The following is a 15,927-nucleotide window of genomic DNA, read 5'->3' as shown; positions in this document are numbered from 1 at the left end:
AACCCTTATCAAGGGTGGCGAGAATCACGCTGCCGCAGCCGCCGGAATTCCACCATGCGGACGCCGCACCGGGACGGAAACACCCCCGTCACACCCCCGCTCACACGCCGAGCGCGGAGAGCCGCTCCTCGGCCCGCTGGGGCGCGTACAGGTGCTCCACCACCAGCGCCCCCGCGCCGACGAGCCCGGCCCGCTCGCCGAGCCGGGAGGTGACGACCTCCAGATGGGCGGTGGAGCGCGGCAGCGCCCGCTGGTAGAGCAGTTCGCGCACGCCGGTGAGGAAGGGGGTTCCGGCCAGATCCCCGGCGATCATCAGCACCCCGGGGTTGAGCAGGGTCACGACGGTCGCCAGGACGTCCCCGACCAGCCGCCCGGCCTCCCGGGCCAGCGCGACCGCCTCCGGGTGCCCGGCCGCCAGCAGCTGCCGTACGTCCGAGCCCGACTCCGCGGGCACCCCGGCCGCCGTCAGCCGCCGCGCCACCGCGCCCCCGCTGGCGACGGCCGCCAGACAGCCGTAGGAGCCGCACCGGCACAGCGCCTGGGCGCCCTCGGGGACGCGGATGTGGCCGATGTCCCCGGCCCCGCCGTCCGTGCCCCGGTAGATGGAGCCGTCCACCACGACCCCCGCGCCGATCCCCGTCGACACCTTGACCAGCACGAACGCGGAGGCGTCCGGGTGGGCGGCGCGCTGTTCGGCGTAGGCCATGGCATTGGCGTCGTTGTCGACCAGCACGGGCAGGGACGCGGCCGCCGCACCGGCGTGTTCGGCGACGGCGCGGGAGAGCCGGCCCCGGATGTCGTAGCCGTCCCAGCCCGGCATGATCGGCGGCTGCACCACCCGGCCGGTGTCGCACTCGACCGGGCCGGGGACGGCGAGCCCGATGCCGCACACCGCGTCGACGCCGCGGCCGGCCTTCTCCAGCAACTCGGCGAACCAGCGTCCCAGTTCACCGAGGACCACCTCGGGGCCGTCCTCGACGACCAGGGTGCCGGCCCGTTCGGCGACCGTCTCGCCGGTCAGGGTGAGCAGGGCCGCGCGGGCGTGCCGGGTGTCCAGGTCGGCGGCGAGGACGACGGCGTGCTCGTCGTCGAACTCCAGGGTGATGGAGGGGCGTCCGCCCAGCGGGGAGTCGACGGGTCCGCCCGCGCCCTCGCGCAGCCAGCCCGCGCGGAAGAGACGGTCGAGGCGCTGGCCGACCGTGGCCCGGGAGAGGCCGGTGGCCTGCTGGAGCGCGCCGCGTGTGGTGGCCCGGCCGCTGCGGACCAGGGCGAGCAGGTCACCCGCGCCGGCCTGGCCGCTCCTCCTGGTGGCGCCGTCCTTTCCGTCCCGTCCGGATGTCCGGCTCGTACCGGGCTGTTCGGTCATGCGCACCCCCTTGTGTTTCCCAACCCTGCATTACATAGTGGGTTTTGCGTGTTAAATAGACGTAACTCTACGGTGGCCGCCGCCGAATCGGCCGGCCGGACGTCTTCGGGGAGCCCCGAGTGGACCGCATGACCCGAGTCACCAGTCCCAGTACCACCCGCTCCAGCACCGCCCGCCCCACCGCGCACCTGGACCCCCTCACGGCCTCGGACTCCTTCGCGCACCCCGGACACCAGTATGGCGGCGACCAGGGAGGGGACCGAGCATGACCGACCGTCACCATCTGCTCGTGTACGGCGGCACCTTCGCCGCCGTGGGCGACCACGGGGACATCAGCGGGGTGCGGGGCGGGGGCGCGCCGGACGGCCTGTTCGTCCGGGACGCGCGCCATCTGAGCCGGTGGCAGCTGACCGTGGACGGCGCGGTGCCGGAGGCCCTCACCCCGGTCACGGCCGGGGACAGCGCCCGCTGCGTGCTGGTGCCGCGCGGCGGACGCGACGAGCCGCCGGCGTACACGCTGTTCCGGGAACAGGCCGTCGGGGACGGGTCGTTCGTCGAGTCGCTGCGGGTGACCAGCAATCGCCCGGTGGACGCGACGGTCCGCCTCGCGGTCACCGCCGACGCCGACTTCGCCGACCAGTTCGAGCTGCGCGCCGACCACCGTACGTACGCCAAGACCGGCGCCACCCGCTCCCGGCAGGTCATGGCGCACGGCGTGGAGTTCGCCTACCGGCGCGGCGAGTGGCGCTCGGTCACCACGGTCACCTCCGAACCCGCGCCGGACGCGGTGGAGGAGACCGGGACCGGGGCCCGGCGGCTGGTGTGGGCGCTCGACCTGCCGCCGCACGGCACCGCCGAGCTGGTGCTGCGGGTGCTGGCCCGGCCGCACGGCCACCGGCGGGCGGTGCGGGTGCCGCGCTCCCCTGGCGCCGCCGTGCGCCGGCTGCTCGCCGAGGAGGACGCCTTCGCCCGGGACGTGGCCTTCCCGGCCGGGTGGCCGGAACTGGCGGCGGCCTGCGCGCGCGGGCTCGCGGACCTGGCCGCGCTCCAGGTGCCGGCGACCGGCCCGGACGGCGAGGAACTGCGCGTCCCGGCCGGCGGGGCGCCCTGGTTCCTGACGCTGCTCGGCCGTGACGCCCTGCTGACCTCGCTGTTCACGCTGCCGTACCGGCCGGAGCCGGCCGCCGCCACGCTGGCCGCGCTCGCCGCGACGCAGGCGACCGCGCGGACGGCGGCCCGGGACCCGGTGGCCACCCCCGGCAAGATCGTGCACGAGGTACGGCACGGTGAGCTGGCGCACTTCGGGCAGGTGCCGTACGGGCGGTACTACGGCTCGGTGGACGCCACCCCGCTCTTCCTGGTGCTGCTCGGGGCGTACGTGGAACGGACCGGGGACACGGCGACGGCCCGGCGCCTGGAGCCGCACGCGCGGGCGGCGGTCGGCTGGATGCTGGACCACGGCGGGCTGACCTCGCGCGGCTACCTCGTCTACCGCGCCGACCGGGGCGGCCTCGCCAACCAGAACTGGAAGGACTCCCCCGGCGCGGTCTGCCACGCCGACGGCACCCGGCCTTCCGGCGCGGTCGCGGCGGCGGGCGCGCAGGGATACGCGTACGACGCGTTGCGCCGCACGGCGTGGCTGGCCCGCGCGGTGTGGGCGGACGAGACGTACGCCCTGCTCCTGGAACAGGCGGCCGGTGATCTGCGCGACCGCTTCCAGCGGGACTTCTGGATGCCGGAGCGCTCCTTCCCCGCCCTCGCCCTGGACGGCGCGGGACGCCAGGTGGACGCGCTGGCCTCGGACGCCGGGCATCTGCTCTGGTCGGGGCTGCTGGACAAGGAGTACGGGGAGCTGGTCGGGCGGCGACTGCTGGAGCCGGACTTCTTCTCCGGGTGGGGGGTGCGGACGCTGGCGGCCGGCCAGCCGGCGTACCACCCGCTGTCGTACCACCGGGGGTCGGTGTGGCCGCACGACAACGCGCTGATCGCGCTGGGGCTGGCCCGCTACGGGCTGCACGACGAGGCGCGGACGGTGGCGCACGGCATGATCGACGCGGCCACGGCGGCGGGGCACCGGCTGCCGGAGGTGCTGGCCGGGTACGGGCGGGAGAGCCATCCGGAGCCGGTGCCGTACCCGCACGCGTGCGACCGGGAGTCGCGGGCGGCGGCGGCGCCGTTGGCTTTGCTGACGGCGGTCGGCGGAGCGTGAGGTCTCCGACGGCCGGGAGGGGCGCCGGGGGTTCGTCGGGGGTGCGGGGCGCCGAGGAGTGCGTGCGTCGCGCCCCTGAGGGGGGTGCGGGGGTGGTCTCCTGCAAGGGTGCGGGGCGTGGAGGGGTGGGCGCGCGGTTCCTCGCGCCCCTGAAGGCGTTGCGGCGGCCGGGGCCGTCGAAGGTGCGGGTCGTTCGAGGATGGCGTGCGCGGTTCCTCGCGCCCCTGAGGGGAGTGCGGGGATGGTCTCCCGCAAAGGTGCGGGGCGTGGAAGGGTGGGCGCGCGGTTCCTCGCGCCCCTGAAGGCGTTGCGGCGGCCGGTGCCTTGGAAGGTGCGGGGCGTGGAAGGGTGGGCGCGCGGTTCCTCGCGCCCCTGAAGGCGTTGCGGCGGCCGGTGCCTTGGAAGGTGCGGGTCGTTCGAGGATGGCGTGCGCGGTTCCTCGCGCCCCTGAGGAGGGTGCGGGGATGGTCTCCTGCAAGGGTGCGGGGCGTGGAGGGGTGGGCGCGCGGTTCCTCGCGCCCCTGAAGGCGTTGCGGCGGCCGGTGCCGTCGAAGGTGCGGGTCGTTCGAGGATGGCGTGCGCGGTTCCTCGCGCCCCTGAAGGATTCAGGAGCCGCCGAGTGTCGTCGCCTCCACCTGGGTGCGGGCCGCGCGCACGTTCCCCCTGGTGGTGACCCAGCCCGCCGGCACCGCCGTGCCACCGGTGAGCGCGGCCACCCACCACGCCCGCCCGTCACCCGGCCGGTGTCGGCGGGCATCGGGCGCGCTGTCGGGAGCGGAGGCCGGGTCAGCCGCCGGAGGTGTCCAGTTCCGCGTCCTCGCCGACGCCCGCGCAGTCGTACGGGTCCTTCAGCCAGCCATCGGGAAGGACCACCCGGTTGTTGCCGGAGGTGCGGCCGCGGGGGCCGTCGGCGCCGGCCGGCCAGGGCTGGTCGAGGTCGAGTTCGTCCAGGCCGGACCGGAGTTCGGCCAGGGAGGAGGTGACCGCGAGCCGCCCCCGCATCTGGGAGCCGACCGCGAAGCCCTTGAGGTACCAGGCGACGTGCTTGCGGAAGTCGATGACGCCGCGGGCCTCGTCGCCGATCCACTCCCCGAGCAGGGTCGCGTGGCGGATCATCGCGTCGGCGACCAGCCCGAGGGTGGGCCGGGCGCGGTCCTCGCGGCCCTCGAAGGCGGCGACCAGATCGGCGAAGAGCCACGGCCGGCCCAGGCAGCCGCGGCCCACGACCACGCCGTCGCAGCCGGTCTCGCGGACCATGCGCAGCGCGTCCTCCGCCGACCAGATGTCGCCGTTGCCGAGCACCGGGATCTCCGGGACGTGTTCCTTGAGGCGGGCGATGGCCTCCCAGTCGGCGGTGCCGCCGTAGTGCTGGGCGGCCGTACGGCCGTGCAGGGCGACGGCCGTGACGCCCTCCTCGACGGCGATCCGGCCGGCGTCGAGGTAGGTGAGGTGGTCGTCGTCGATGCCCTTGCGCATCTTGATGGTGACCGGGAGGTCGCCGGCGGCGGTGACGGCCTCGCGGAGGATCGCGCGGAGCAGGGGCCGCTTGAAGGGGAGGGCGGAGCCGCCGCCCTTGCGGGTCACCTTCGGGACCGGGCAGCCGAAGTTGAGGTCGATGTGGTCGGCGAGGTCCTCGTCCACGATCATGCGGACCGCCTTGCCGACGGTGGCCGGGTCGACGCCGTACAGCTGGATCGAGCGCGGCGTCTCGCTCGCGTCGAAGTGGATCAGCTGCATGGTCTTCTCGTTGCGCTCGACCAGCGCCCGCGTCGTGATCATCTCGCTGACGAACAGGCCCTTGCCGCCGCTGAACTCCCGGCACAGCGTGCGGAAGGGCGCGTTGGTGATCCCGGCCATCGGGGCGAGGACGACGGGCGGCTGGACGGTGTGCGGGCCGATCTTCAGGGGCGCGGGGCCGGTCGTGGACATTCCTCCATTGTGCCGTGCAATGGAATGGCAAACTTCATTAGTTAGGCACACTATTGACATCGGCGTACGATGAGCCCATGCCCGAGCTGACCCGTCGCCGCCGCATGCTCGTGCTCGCGATCTGCTGCATGAGCCTGCTCATCGTGAGCATCGACAACACGGTCCTGAACGTCGCCCTGCCCGCCCTGCAACGAGACCTGGACGCGAGCACCTCCGGTCTCCAGTGGGCGGTCGACGCCTACACCCTCGTCCTCGCCGCGCTGCTGATGCTCGCGGGCTCGACGGCCGACCGGATCGGCCGCAAGAAGGTCTTCATGGCGGGCCTGGTGGTCTTCACGCTGGGCTCGCTCCTCTGCTCGCTCGCGCCGGACCTGTCGTCGCTGGTGGCGTTCCGGATGGTGCAGGCGGTGGGCGGCTCGATGCTCAACCCGGTCGCCATGTCGATCATCACCAACACCTTCACCGACCCGCGCGAACGCGCCCGCGCCATCGGTGTGTGGGGCGCGGTCGTCGGCATCTCCATGGCCGCCGGGCCGCTGGTCGGCGGGGTGCTGGTGGAGTCGGTCGGCTGGCGCTCGATCTTCTGGGTCAACCTCCCGGTGGGCCTCGCCGCCCTGCTGCTCACCCTGCGGTACGTCCCCGAGTCCCGCGCCCCGCGGGCCCGCCGCGCCGACCCGCTGGGCCAGGTGCTGGTGATCGCCCTGTTCGCCGGCCTGACGTACGCGATCATCGAGGCGCCGAACGCGGGACTCACCGCCGTGCTGCCGTACGCCGCCGTCGCCGTGGCGGCGCTGGCCGGGCTGCTGGTCCACGAGCCGCGCCGCGCCCAGCCCCTGATCGACCTGCGGTTCTTCCGCTCAGCGCCGTTCAGCGGGGCCACCCTCATCGCGGTCGCCGCGTTCGCCTCGCTGGGCGGGTTCCTGTTCCTGTCCACGCTCTACCTCCAGAACGTGCGCGGGCTGAGCGCCCTGCACGCCGGTCTGTGGATGCTGCCGATGGCGGTCCCGACCTTCCTGTGCGCCCCGCTGTCCGGACGGCTGGTGGGCAGCCGGGGGCCGCGGCTGCCGCTGCTGATCGCGGGCGGCGCCATGACGGCGAGCGGGGTGCTGTTCGCCGCGTTCGAGGCGGAGACCACGGACATCACCCTCTTCCTCGGGTACCTCCTGTTCGGCGTCGGCTTCGGCTTCGTCAACGCGCCCATCACCAATACCACCGTCTCCGGCATGCCCCGCGCCCAGGCGGGCGTGGCCGCCGCCGTCGCCTCCACCAGCCGCCAGCTCGGCCAGACCCTCGGCGTGGCGGTGCTCGGCGCGGTGCTGGCCGCGGGCGTCAGCGGATCGTCGTACGCGGCGGCGTTCGTCTCCGCCGCGCGGCCCGGCTGGTGGATTCTCGCCGGGTGCGGTCTCGCGGTACTGGTGCTGGGGGCGGTGACGACCGGCGGCTGGGCCCGCCGTACGGCCCTGCGGGCGGCGCGGCGGCTGGAACCGGCCGACGCGGAGGTGCCGGGCGCGGCCCGCGCGAGGACCTGAGCCGCTCGGGAGGGACCGGGTCGTGCGACGACGGCCGGCCCTCCCCCCGTGCGGCCGGCCGTCGTGCCGTGATCGATCCTGGCGGGCCGGGACGCCGTCCGGCAACGGTTTCCCTGTCCGGGACAGGATCGCGGCTGTCCGGGCAGGTCAGCGGCGTGGCCGGACAGTGCCGTCAGGGCGCCGGATGTGGCCGGGGCGAGGGTTGTCCGGCGTTGTGCGCGCGATCACAATGACCGCATGGCGTCGACGGGGGACAAGGGAGCCACGCTGGAGCCGGGTGCCGCGCGCACCCCGGCCGAGTACGTCGCCCTGCTGCGGCGGCTCAAGGAGCGCAGCGGACTGACGTACCGGCAACTGGAGGTGCGGGCCGCCGAGCGGGGTGACGTCCTGGCCCGCAGCACGCTCGCGGACGTACTGCGCCGGGACGCCCTGCCGCGCGCCGAGGTCGTCTCCGCGCTGGTGCGGGCGTGCGGGGTGGACGGGGAGGAACGGGCGGGGTGGCTGGCGGCGCGGGAGCGGCTGGTGGCGGTGTCCGTGTCGACGGCGGCGGGGGCGGGGGCCGGCCTCGGGTCCGATGTCGGTGTCGGTTCCGGTTCCGGTTCCGATGGCGGTTTCGGTTCCGATGGCGGTTCTGGTTCCGGTTCCGGGGCCGACGCCGGGTCTGGTTCCGGCTCGGAGGCCAGGCCCGGTCCCGCCGGCTCCGGTCCCGGTTCCTCGCCGGGGTCCGGCTCCGCACCCGCTGCCGGTCACCCGCACGAGGACCGGTCCGCGCCCCGTGCTCGGAAGCTGGGCGCTCTCCCGCGGACCGCGCCCCTCGTCGCCGTGGCCTCGCTGGCGGCGGTCGCGCTGCTCGCCGTCGGCGCGGTCGTGCTGCTGCCCACGGACGGGGACGGGCCGGACGCCTCCCTCGGGCCGGGGCCCGCGCCGGGGGTGACCCGCATCCGGCCGGCGTCGGCGCCCGAGCTGTGCCTGACCGAGGGGAACGTACGGTCGGAGCGCGGCGAGTACAAGACGGTGGCGGTGCAGCGCCCGTGCGCGCAGGCCGTACCGCCGACGACGTCCCTGGTGCGGTCGGAGGGCGGGCGGTACCGCGTCCAGTGGGACCACCCGAGCAACGGCAAGGGCTGCCTGACCCTCCTCGGCGAGGGCGAGTTCCGCAACCTGCTGGAGCCCTGGAACGACTGCGCCGTCCCGGGCACCGCGCAGCTCTTCCGCATCGAACGGGCCGAGGGCGCCCCGGGCTGGCGGCTGCGGCCCGAGGGGGACCCCACCCTGTGCGTCGGCATCCGCGGCGGCGCGGACATGGCCGGCGCGGCGGCGGTGGAGCCCTGCGCGACGGCGCCGGACGGCGGCGGTACGGCGGCCCGGCAGCGGTTCCTGATCGGCCGGTAGCCGGACCCGCGTCGGCATCCGCGGCGGCGCGGACATGGCCGGCGCGGCGGCGGTGGAGCCCTGCGCGACGGCGCCGGACGGCGGCGGTACGGCGGCCCGGCAGCGGTTCCTGATCGGCCGGTAGCCGGACCGCCCGGTCACAGGCCCAGCTCGCCGGCCCGCAGCCCCGCCTGGAAACGGGACTCCGCGTCGAGGGCGGCGAGGAGCCCGGCGACCCGGCGGCGGTAGGTCCGCAGGGACAGGCCCAGGTCGCGGGCGGCGCTCTCGTCGGTGGCGCCCGAGCCCAGGGCGCGCAGGACGGCCCGGCTGCCGCCGTCCAGAAGGGGCCGCTCGGCGCGCAGGAACGCGCCGAGGTCGGCCGCCGCCTCCCAGACCGCCTCGACGAGGGAGTGGACCCCGCCGACCAGGGCCGGCTCGGTGGTCACCGTGTACACGCGCTCCCCGGAGCCGGCCGGTCCGGCGAGGATCGCGTACCGGTGGTCGATGACGATCGCCTCGTACGGGAGGGCGCCGGCGGCGATCCGCACCCGGGCGCCCTCGCCGGCCAGCTCGCGCAGGTGCGCGCGGGAGGTCTCGTCGGCCAGCGCGAACGGGCTCATCAGCTTGCGTACGTGCCGGACGCCGCTGCCGCTCACCCGCGCGCGGGTGGCCCGGCCGGCGTCGGGGCGCGGCCAGGTGGTGAGGTCGCGGGCGGCGCAGACGAACTCCTCGCGCATCGAGGAGAACAGGTGCCCGGTACGGGCGAGGAACTCCGCGTCACCACGGATCGTCAAGGTTTCGGCCACGCCTCCATCCTGCCGGACGGGGCTTGCTCGACGGGGCGTGCCCGGTCGCGCCTGCCCGACGGCACCTGTCGTACGGGACCTGCCCCACGGGGCCCGCCGTCAGGGGGCCTGCCCACGGGCCTGCCCGACGGCACCTGCCGGATGGCAGCAAGCTGCCAGCGCCTCGCGGCCGGAGCGTCCGCCGCCGACGCTGGACCCATGAGCAACGACTTCCGCCTCGGCGGCGACCTCGTGATCAACCGGATGGGCTTCGGCGCGATGCGGCTGCCCACCAACTCCTTCCTGGGCCCGGCCCGCGACCCGGAGACCGGCCGCGCCGTCCTGCGCCGCGCCGTGGAACTCGGCGTCGACCACATCGACACCGCCGCCTTCTACGCCAGCGACGACCACGGCGTCCGCGCCAACGACCTGATCCGCCAGGCCCTCCACCCCTACCCGGACGGCCTGGTGATCGCCACCAAGGTGGGCCCGGTGCGCACCCCGGACGGCGGTCTGGAGGCCATCACCGACCCGGCCGGCCTGCGGGCCCTGGTCGAGGAGAACCTGGAGACCCTCGGCGTGGACCGCCTCGACCTGGTCTACCTGCGGATCGGCGGCATGGCCCCGCCGCCGCGCGGCGAGTCGGTCGCCGCCCGCTTCGAGGCGCTGGCCGCGCTGCGCGAGGAGGGCCTGATCCGGCACCTCGGGCTGAGCCACATCGACGCCGGGCACCTCGCGGAGGCCCGTGCCGTCGCGCCCGTCGCCGCCGTGCAGAACCACTTCCACGCCGCGCGGCGCGACGACGTGGAGCTGCTGCGCGCCTGCGAGGAGGCCGGCATCGCCTTCGTGCCGTACTTCCCGCTGGGCGGCGGCCTCGACGCGCTCACCGGCGACCGCCTCGCCGAGGTCGCCGCCCGGCACGGCGCGACGGTCCCGCAGATCGCCCTGGCCTGGCTGCTCGCCGCCTCGCCCGTCACCCTGGCCATCCCCGGCACCGGTTCCGTCGCCCACCTGGAGGAGAACGTCGCGGCCGGCCGGATCACCCTCACCGAGAAGGACCTCGCCGACCTCACCGACCTCGGCTGAAGGGCCTTCAGCGGGCGAACTCCGGCAGCCGCTCCGCGACCTGCGGCCACGCCCGCGTCACCGCCGCCTCCACCCGGGGCAGGGCCCGCTGCCCGGCCAGCGCGCCGGTGATCGCCAGGGCCACGCCCGCCCAGGCGAGCGGGCCGAGCGGGGTGCAGCCGAAGAGGTTGCTGGCGACCGGGGTCTGGACGAGGGCGACCAGCGCGGCGGCGGAGCCCAGCGAGGTCAGCTGGACGAGGCGGCTGCCGCGCCGGTCGGCGAGGGTCTGGGCGAGCTGGGTGCCGACCACCGCGCACAGCGCCATCGTCGTCGACCGGCGCCGGGTGCCCGGCGTGAACCGGCCGAACAGCCAGGCGGCGGTCGCGCCCAGGGCGGTGGTCAGGGCCCGGTGCCGGATCTGCCGGATGAGGGGCTCGCCCAGGACGGCCGTACCGAGGGGCGCGCCCGCGTCGGCGTCCTGCTGTTCCGGGTCGCCGGTCTCCGTCACCGCGACGGCCATCGCCGGGAACAGGTCCGTGAAGAGGTTGACCAGCAGCATCTGCCGGGTCGACAGGGGAGCCGCGCCGCCGAGGACCGTACCGAGGATGCCGAAGCCGACCTCGCCGGCGTTGCCGCCGATGAGGATGGCGATGGCGTCGGCGACGCTGTGCCACAGGGCACGGCCCTCGCGCACCGCCTCCACCAGGACCAGCAGGTCGTCGCCGGTGACGACGAGGTCGGCGGCGTTGCGGGCGGCGGCCGAGCCGCGGGCGTTGATGCCGACGCCGATGTCGGCGGCGCGGATCGCGGCGGCGTCGTTGGCGCCGTCCCCGACCATGCCGACGACCCGTCCGGCGTCCCGCAGCGACTCCACGACCTGGAGTTTCTGCTCGGGCGCGACCCGGGCCACCACATCGGCGTCGCGCAGCATCCGGGAACGGCCCCGGCGGTCGGCGGCGGCGAGTTCGTCGCCGGTGACGACGACGGCGTCCTCGGGCCAGCCCAGCTCGGCGGCGATCGCGCGGGCGGTCTGCGGATGGTCGCCGGTCAGCACGACCGGCCGAACGCCCGCCTCGCGCAGGCCCCGCACCAGCGCCGGGGACGTCTCACGGGCCACGTCGGACAGGCCGAGCAGCCCGGTGAAGCGCAGGTCCAGTTCGTCCAGGGGCCGGTCGAGCACGGCGGCCGGGTCCTCGTCACCGGCCAGCGGACGGTGGGCGACGGCGAGGACGCGCAGTCCGGCGCCGGCCAGGTCGTGGGCGCCGTCGTGCGCATGGTCCGGCAGGCGGTGGCAGGCCGGGAGCACGCTCTCCGGGGCGCCCTTGACCACCAGGACGGGCGTGCCGTCGCCGGCGCGGCCCACGGCGGCGGCGTACCCGCGCGAGGTCTCGAAGGGCAGGCCCTCGGTCTGCTCCCACCGCGGGTCGTCCCCGGCGGCGGCCAGCACCGCCTCGTCGGTGGCGTGGGTGGGCCGGGTGCCGTCGCCGTCGAGGCGGGGGCAGGCGCGGGCGGCGACCCGGACCGCCTCGGCGGCCTGGGGCGCGGACGCCCGGTGCACGGTGCCGTCCACGTCGGCGACCTTCACCAGCCGCAGCCGGTTCTCGGTGAGCGTGCCGGTCTTGTCGAAGCAGACGGTGTCCATCCGGCCCAGCGCCTCCAGGGTGCGCGGGGTGCGGACCAGCACGCCGCGCCGCCCGAGCCGGCGGGCCGCCGCGAGCTGGGCGACCGTCGCCACCAGCGGCAGCCCCTCGGGCACGGCGGCCACCGCCACCGACACGCCGCCGCTCACGGCCTGCCGGATCGGCGCCCCGCGCAGCAGCGACAGGCCGGTCACCGCGGCGCCGCCCGCCAGGGTGAGCGGCAGCGCCTTGCCGGTCAGCTCCTGGAGCCGGGCCTGGACGCCCGCCGCGGCGGGCGTCCGCGAGGCCAGTGAGACGGCGCGGGCCGCCTCCGTACGGTCCCCGGTGTCCACCACGACGGCGCGGGCCCGCCCGGCGACCACGGTGGTGCCCTCGAAGACCATGCAGTGCCGCTCGGCGACCGGCGCGCGCGGCGTCGGGTCCAAGGCCTTGTCCACCGGCAGCGACTCGCCGGTCAGCGCCGATTCGTCGACCTCCAGGCCGTCCTCCCACAGCAGCCGGGCGTCGGCGGGCACCACGTCGTCGGTGTTCAGGGCGATGACGTCCCCGGGGCGGAGCCTGGCGGCGTCCACGACCCGGTCCGCGCGCTCCGGGTCTCCGTCCTCGTCCGTGAGCCGCGCCTTCTGCTTCTGCTGGGCGAGGAGTCCGGCCAGCGCCCGTTCGGCGCGCAGCCGCTGCAACCCGCCGACCAGGGCGTTCAGATCGAGGGCGCCGACGACCAGCGCGGCGTCCAGCACGGACCCGAGGATCGCCTCGGCGGCCGACCCGACCGCGAGGACCGGGGTCAGCGGGTCGTCCAGCTCCCCGCGGACCGCGCCGGCCAGCTGCACGGCCCAGGCGACCGGCGCGAGCACCGGCGTCCGGGCCGCCCTGCGGTACGTCTCCCGGGCGCGGGCCGCCAGCCGCTCGCCCGCCGACGGCTCCGGCTCCCGCTGCCCGGCCAGCCGCTCCCGTACGTCGCCGGGGTCCAGTTCGTGCCAGGCCACCCGGGGCCGGGGGCGGGGCGCGCGGGCCGCCGCCACGGTGAGCGCGGCCCGCGCCCCGGAGACCAGGGCAGCCAGCGCGCCCGCGTCGACGGGTGCGTGCCGCAGTCCCGGCAGCAGCGGTGAGCCACGCCCCTTACGGGACTCCCCCACCGCCACCAGCAGTCCCGACAGCGCGGCCCCGGACCGGGCCAGCACCTGCGCCCGGCGCCCGACGCCACGCGCCGCCGGCACCGCCCGCAGCAGCCGCCACACATCGGCCAGCCCGTGCGGCGCCAGCACGTCCGCGCCCCAGGCGACCGGCCCGTCCCCGTCCGCGAGGGCCACGGCGACGTCCCCGCCGAGCAGACCGGCGAGCAGGTCCTCGTCGTCGGAGGAGACGGGCCGTACGACGGTGAGGACACCGCCGTCCTCGGCGCGCAGCTCGTCGACCACCTCGCGCAGCGGGCGGTCCCCGCCGACGACCTGGTCGGCGAGGCCGGTGAAGTCGGCCAGCGCCGGGTCCTCCACCATCACCACCCGCAGCCCCGCGCGGCGTGCCGCGTCCAGGACCTCCTCGGTCCACGGGTCCGCGCTCTCGCCCGGCCGCCGCAGCGCGCTCGGGTGCAGCACGACCGTGCCGGCCGTCTCCAGCTGCCGCAGCCGCTCCGGGTCGCGGACCAGGACGCCGGTGCGGGACAGGGCGCCGCCGAGGACGGCGTGGAAGGCGGCGGGCCCGTACCGGGCGGCCTTCGGCGACCCCGCGAGCACCGCCTCCGCGGCCTCGCCGAGGTCGTGCTTGACGAGGAGCGTGGCCAGCGCGCCCGCCACGCTGCCGGTGGAGGCGTGGGCGGCGTACTCCTGGGCGGGCGAGGAGCGCAGCGGCGGGCGGAGCGCCGGGGCGCCCGGCAGACCACCGCGCTCCGGCGCGCACACCTGGTCGTGCACGGCCTCGAACGCCGCCGACCGGGCCACCGCCTCCGCGAGCTGGCAGGCGCGCAGCGCCCCGTCGAGGACGAGCGAGGCCGGACTCTGCCCGGCGCCGTGCACGGCGGCGTTGCCGGCGGCCAGCACCACGTCCATCCGGGCGCCGCCGAGCCGGCCGCGCAGCCAGGCCCGGAAGGCGGGGTTCTCGCGCAGCAGCGTGGCCACGGCCGTCACCAGCCGGGGCGTGGGCGGCAGCCGCAGCGCGGCGGCGGTCACGCCGGCGGCGATCCCGAGCACGTCGGCGCCGAGCGCCGCCGCGGCGACCCGTACGGAGACGGGGTCGCCGGGGTGGGACAGCTCCTCGGCGTCTCCCCCGGCGTCTTCGGCGCGGGCCAGTCCGTGCCGCTCGGCCAGGGCGGTCGCCCGGTCCACCACCCGGTCGGTCAGCGCGTCCTCGGTGGCGGTCACCACCAGGCGGGCCAGCCCGGTGTCCCAGTAGGCGAGCGCCACGTCGGGGTGCGCGGCCAGCGCCGCGGCCACCCGCCGGGCCGCCTGCTCGACACCGCCCGCCCGGCGTGCCGTCCCCGTCCCGTCCGGCCGCAGCGCGAGGTGGGCGCGGGTCCCGGCCCGCCACTCGGGGGCGCCGCCCGGCAGCGCGGCACGGGCGACCCGCGCCGCGCGCGCCGTGAAGTCCGCGGTGCGTACGCCGGCCCGTGCGCCGCCCGCGACGGCACCGGCCGCGGCACCGACGGCGGGCGCGGCACCCCGCGCGAGCAGCCGGGGCCCCGCGAGGACGACCCCGGCGACGGCCCCGGACGAACGACTCAAGAGTCCAGCCCTCATCACCAACGCCCCTTCAGTCCGCCTTCCGCCCCGGCTTGCCCACCGGCTTCGCCGCCGGCCTGCCGACCGGCTTCGCCGCCGACTTCTTGGCCGCCTTGCGTGCGGTGGCCTTGCCTCCGGGGGAGGCGTGCGCGGTGGTGGCCACACTCCGCGACCGGGCGGCCTTCCCCGCGACGGACCCCTTGTCACCCACGGCACCGGTCGCGGCGCCGCCCTTCTCGGCGGACGCCCCGGCCCGCCGCGCCGCCGTGCCCGTCTCCTTCGCGGCGGTACCCGTCCGCCGGGCGGAGGCCCCGGCCCGCGTCGCCGCCGTACCTGTCCTCTTCGCGGCGGTGCCGGACCGCCGCGCCGTGGTCCCGGTCGGCCGGGCGGCCGTACCCGTCCTCTTCTCCGGGGTACCGGTCGGCCGGGCGGCCGTACCCGTCTGCCGGGCGGCGGTTTCGGCCCGCTTCGCGGCGGTCGTGCTCCGGGTGGCCGCGCCGCTGCGGGCCACGGCCCCCGCGCTCCTGGCCGCGGCCGTGTTCCCGGCCCGCGTCCCGCTCGTCATCCCGGACGCGGCGGCCCCGCGGCCCGCTGCGGCTCCCTTGCCGGCCTGGGCGGCCTTACGTCCCTTCCCGTCCGCCGACCCGCTCCCGGCCACCGCGTTCCCGGTGGCGGCCCTGCCCTCCGGCTTGGCCGGCTCAGCCGTCCTGGCCGCCTCGACCGCCTTCGCCGACCGGGCCGTCCTGGCCGGCTGGGCCGACCTGGCCGCCCCGGCCGAGGCCACCGTCCTGGCGGTCCTGGCCGTGGTCCCGGTTCCGGCCCCGGTCGCCCGTTCGGCGGCCCGCGCCGCTGTCCGCCGTACCTCCGCCGCCGTCCTACGGACCTCAGCCGCCGACTCCTGGCCGGCGGTCCCGGTCCCCCCACCGGCCGCCGCACCCGAGTCCGCATCCGCATCCGCACCAGCGACCCGGCCGGTCTCCGGCGTCTCACCCGTCTTCGGCGCCTCACCTGTCTCCGGTGTCTCCCGCTCACGCGGCCGGGTCAGCCAGGCGACCGCCGCTCCGGCGACCGCCACGGGCCACTCCACGAGTCCGGCGATCCCCGCCACCCCGGCCCCGGTGTACACGGCCAGCCGCCGTCCGCGGGGCGACACCGCGCCGATCCGGTCCAGTACCCCGCCGGCCACCTTGCCGACCGTCCCGGCGCCCGGCACCCGTCCCAGCGCCGTGACAGCGGCACCGACCGGCCCCGGAAGCCCTCGCGCCGCCTTGTCCTCAGCCATGACCGTCCTCCACGCGTGCTCGCCCCTGGCACCCTCA

9 protein-coding genes are annotated in these 15,927 nt (G+C 76.8%); 4 read left to right on the top strand and 5 right to left on the bottom strand.

Translation table 11 applies throughout. From position 1 onward, the window contains the following. Nucleotides 1–100: 100 nt before the first annotated feature. On the bottom strand, nt 101–1,366 hold the full coding sequence (locus Sdagh_RS30170; RefSeq protein ID WP_189412864.1) for an ROK family protein: 1,266 nt from the start codon (nt 1,364–1,366) through the stop codon (nt 101–103). A 265-nt stretch (nt 1,367–1,631) separates the two neighbouring features. Here Sdagh_RS30170 and Sdagh_RS30165 point away from each other — a divergent pair, with 265 nt between their 5' ends. After that, on the top strand, nt 1,632–3,575 hold the full coding sequence (locus Sdagh_RS30165) for an amylo-alpha-1,6-glucosidase (protein WP_189412862.1): 1,944 nt from the start codon (nt 1,632–1,634) through the stop codon (nt 3,573–3,575). Nucleotides 3,576–4,361: 786 nt separating this feature from the next. On the opposite strand, the gene dusB is transcribed toward Sdagh_RS30165, so the two are convergent. Beyond that, nucleotides 4,362–5,504 (bottom strand): tRNA dihydrouridine synthase DusB, encoded by a 1,143-nt coding sequence (dusB, locus tag Sdagh_RS30160; RefSeq protein WP_190077584.1) that lies wholly within the window; start codon nt 5,502–5,504, stop codon nt 4,362–4,364. 77 nt (nt 5,505–5,581) lie between these two features. Between dusB and Sdagh_RS30155 the strand changes: the two genes are divergently transcribed. Continuing rightward, complete coding sequence (locus Sdagh_RS30155) at nt 5,582–7,033, top strand: MFS transporter (RefSeq protein WP_190077583.1); 1,452 nt, start codon at nt 5,582–5,584, stop codon at nt 7,031–7,033. A 237-nt stretch (nt 7,034–7,270) separates the two neighbouring features. Beyond that, nucleotides 7,271–8,425, top strand: coding sequence for a helix-turn-helix domain-containing protein (locus tag Sdagh_RS30150; protein ID WP_226535961.1), 1,155 nt, complete (start codon nt 7,271–7,273; stop codon nt 8,423–8,425). 137 nt (nt 8,426–8,562) lie between these two features. On the opposite strand, the gene Sdagh_RS30145 is transcribed toward Sdagh_RS30150, so the two are convergent. Further along, nucleotides 8,563–9,210, bottom strand: a complete 648-nt coding sequence (locus Sdagh_RS30145; protein WP_190077266.1) for a DNA-binding response regulator — start codon at nt 9,208–9,210, stop codon at nt 8,563–8,565. A gap of 198 nt (nt 9,211–9,408) precedes the next feature. Between Sdagh_RS30145 and Sdagh_RS30140 the strand changes: the two genes are divergently transcribed. Further along, nucleotides 9,409–10,275, top strand: a complete 867-nt coding sequence (locus Sdagh_RS30140; protein ID WP_189412851.1) for an aldo/keto reductase — start codon at nt 9,409–9,411, stop codon at nt 10,273–10,275. 7 nt (nt 10,276–10,282) lie between these two features. Here the strand turns inward: Sdagh_RS30140 and Sdagh_RS30135 are convergent, their stop codons facing one another. Then, nucleotides 10,283–14,626, bottom strand: a complete 4,344-nt coding sequence (locus Sdagh_RS30135) for a cation-translocating P-type ATPase (protein WP_190077265.1) — start codon at nt 14,624–14,626, stop codon at nt 10,283–10,285. A gap of 13 nt (nt 14,627–14,639) precedes the next feature. Further along, nucleotides 14,640–15,890: a hypothetical protein gene (locus Sdagh_RS36775; protein ID WP_190077264.1), complete on the bottom strand. Its 1,251-nt coding sequence runs from the start codon at nt 15,888–15,890 to the stop codon at nt 14,640–14,642. Between the last annotated feature and the right edge of the window lie 37 nt (nt 15,891–15,927).

This window comes from Streptomyces daghestanicus (assembly GCF_020521275.1).
In the GTDB taxonomy this organism is placed as follows: Bacteria; Actinomycetota; Actinomycetes; order Streptomycetales; family Streptomycetaceae; genus Streptomyces; species Streptomyces griseoviridis.
The sequence above is the reverse complement of the archived record's forward strand: the minus strand, read 5'-3'. Positions and strand labels throughout refer to the sequence as shown.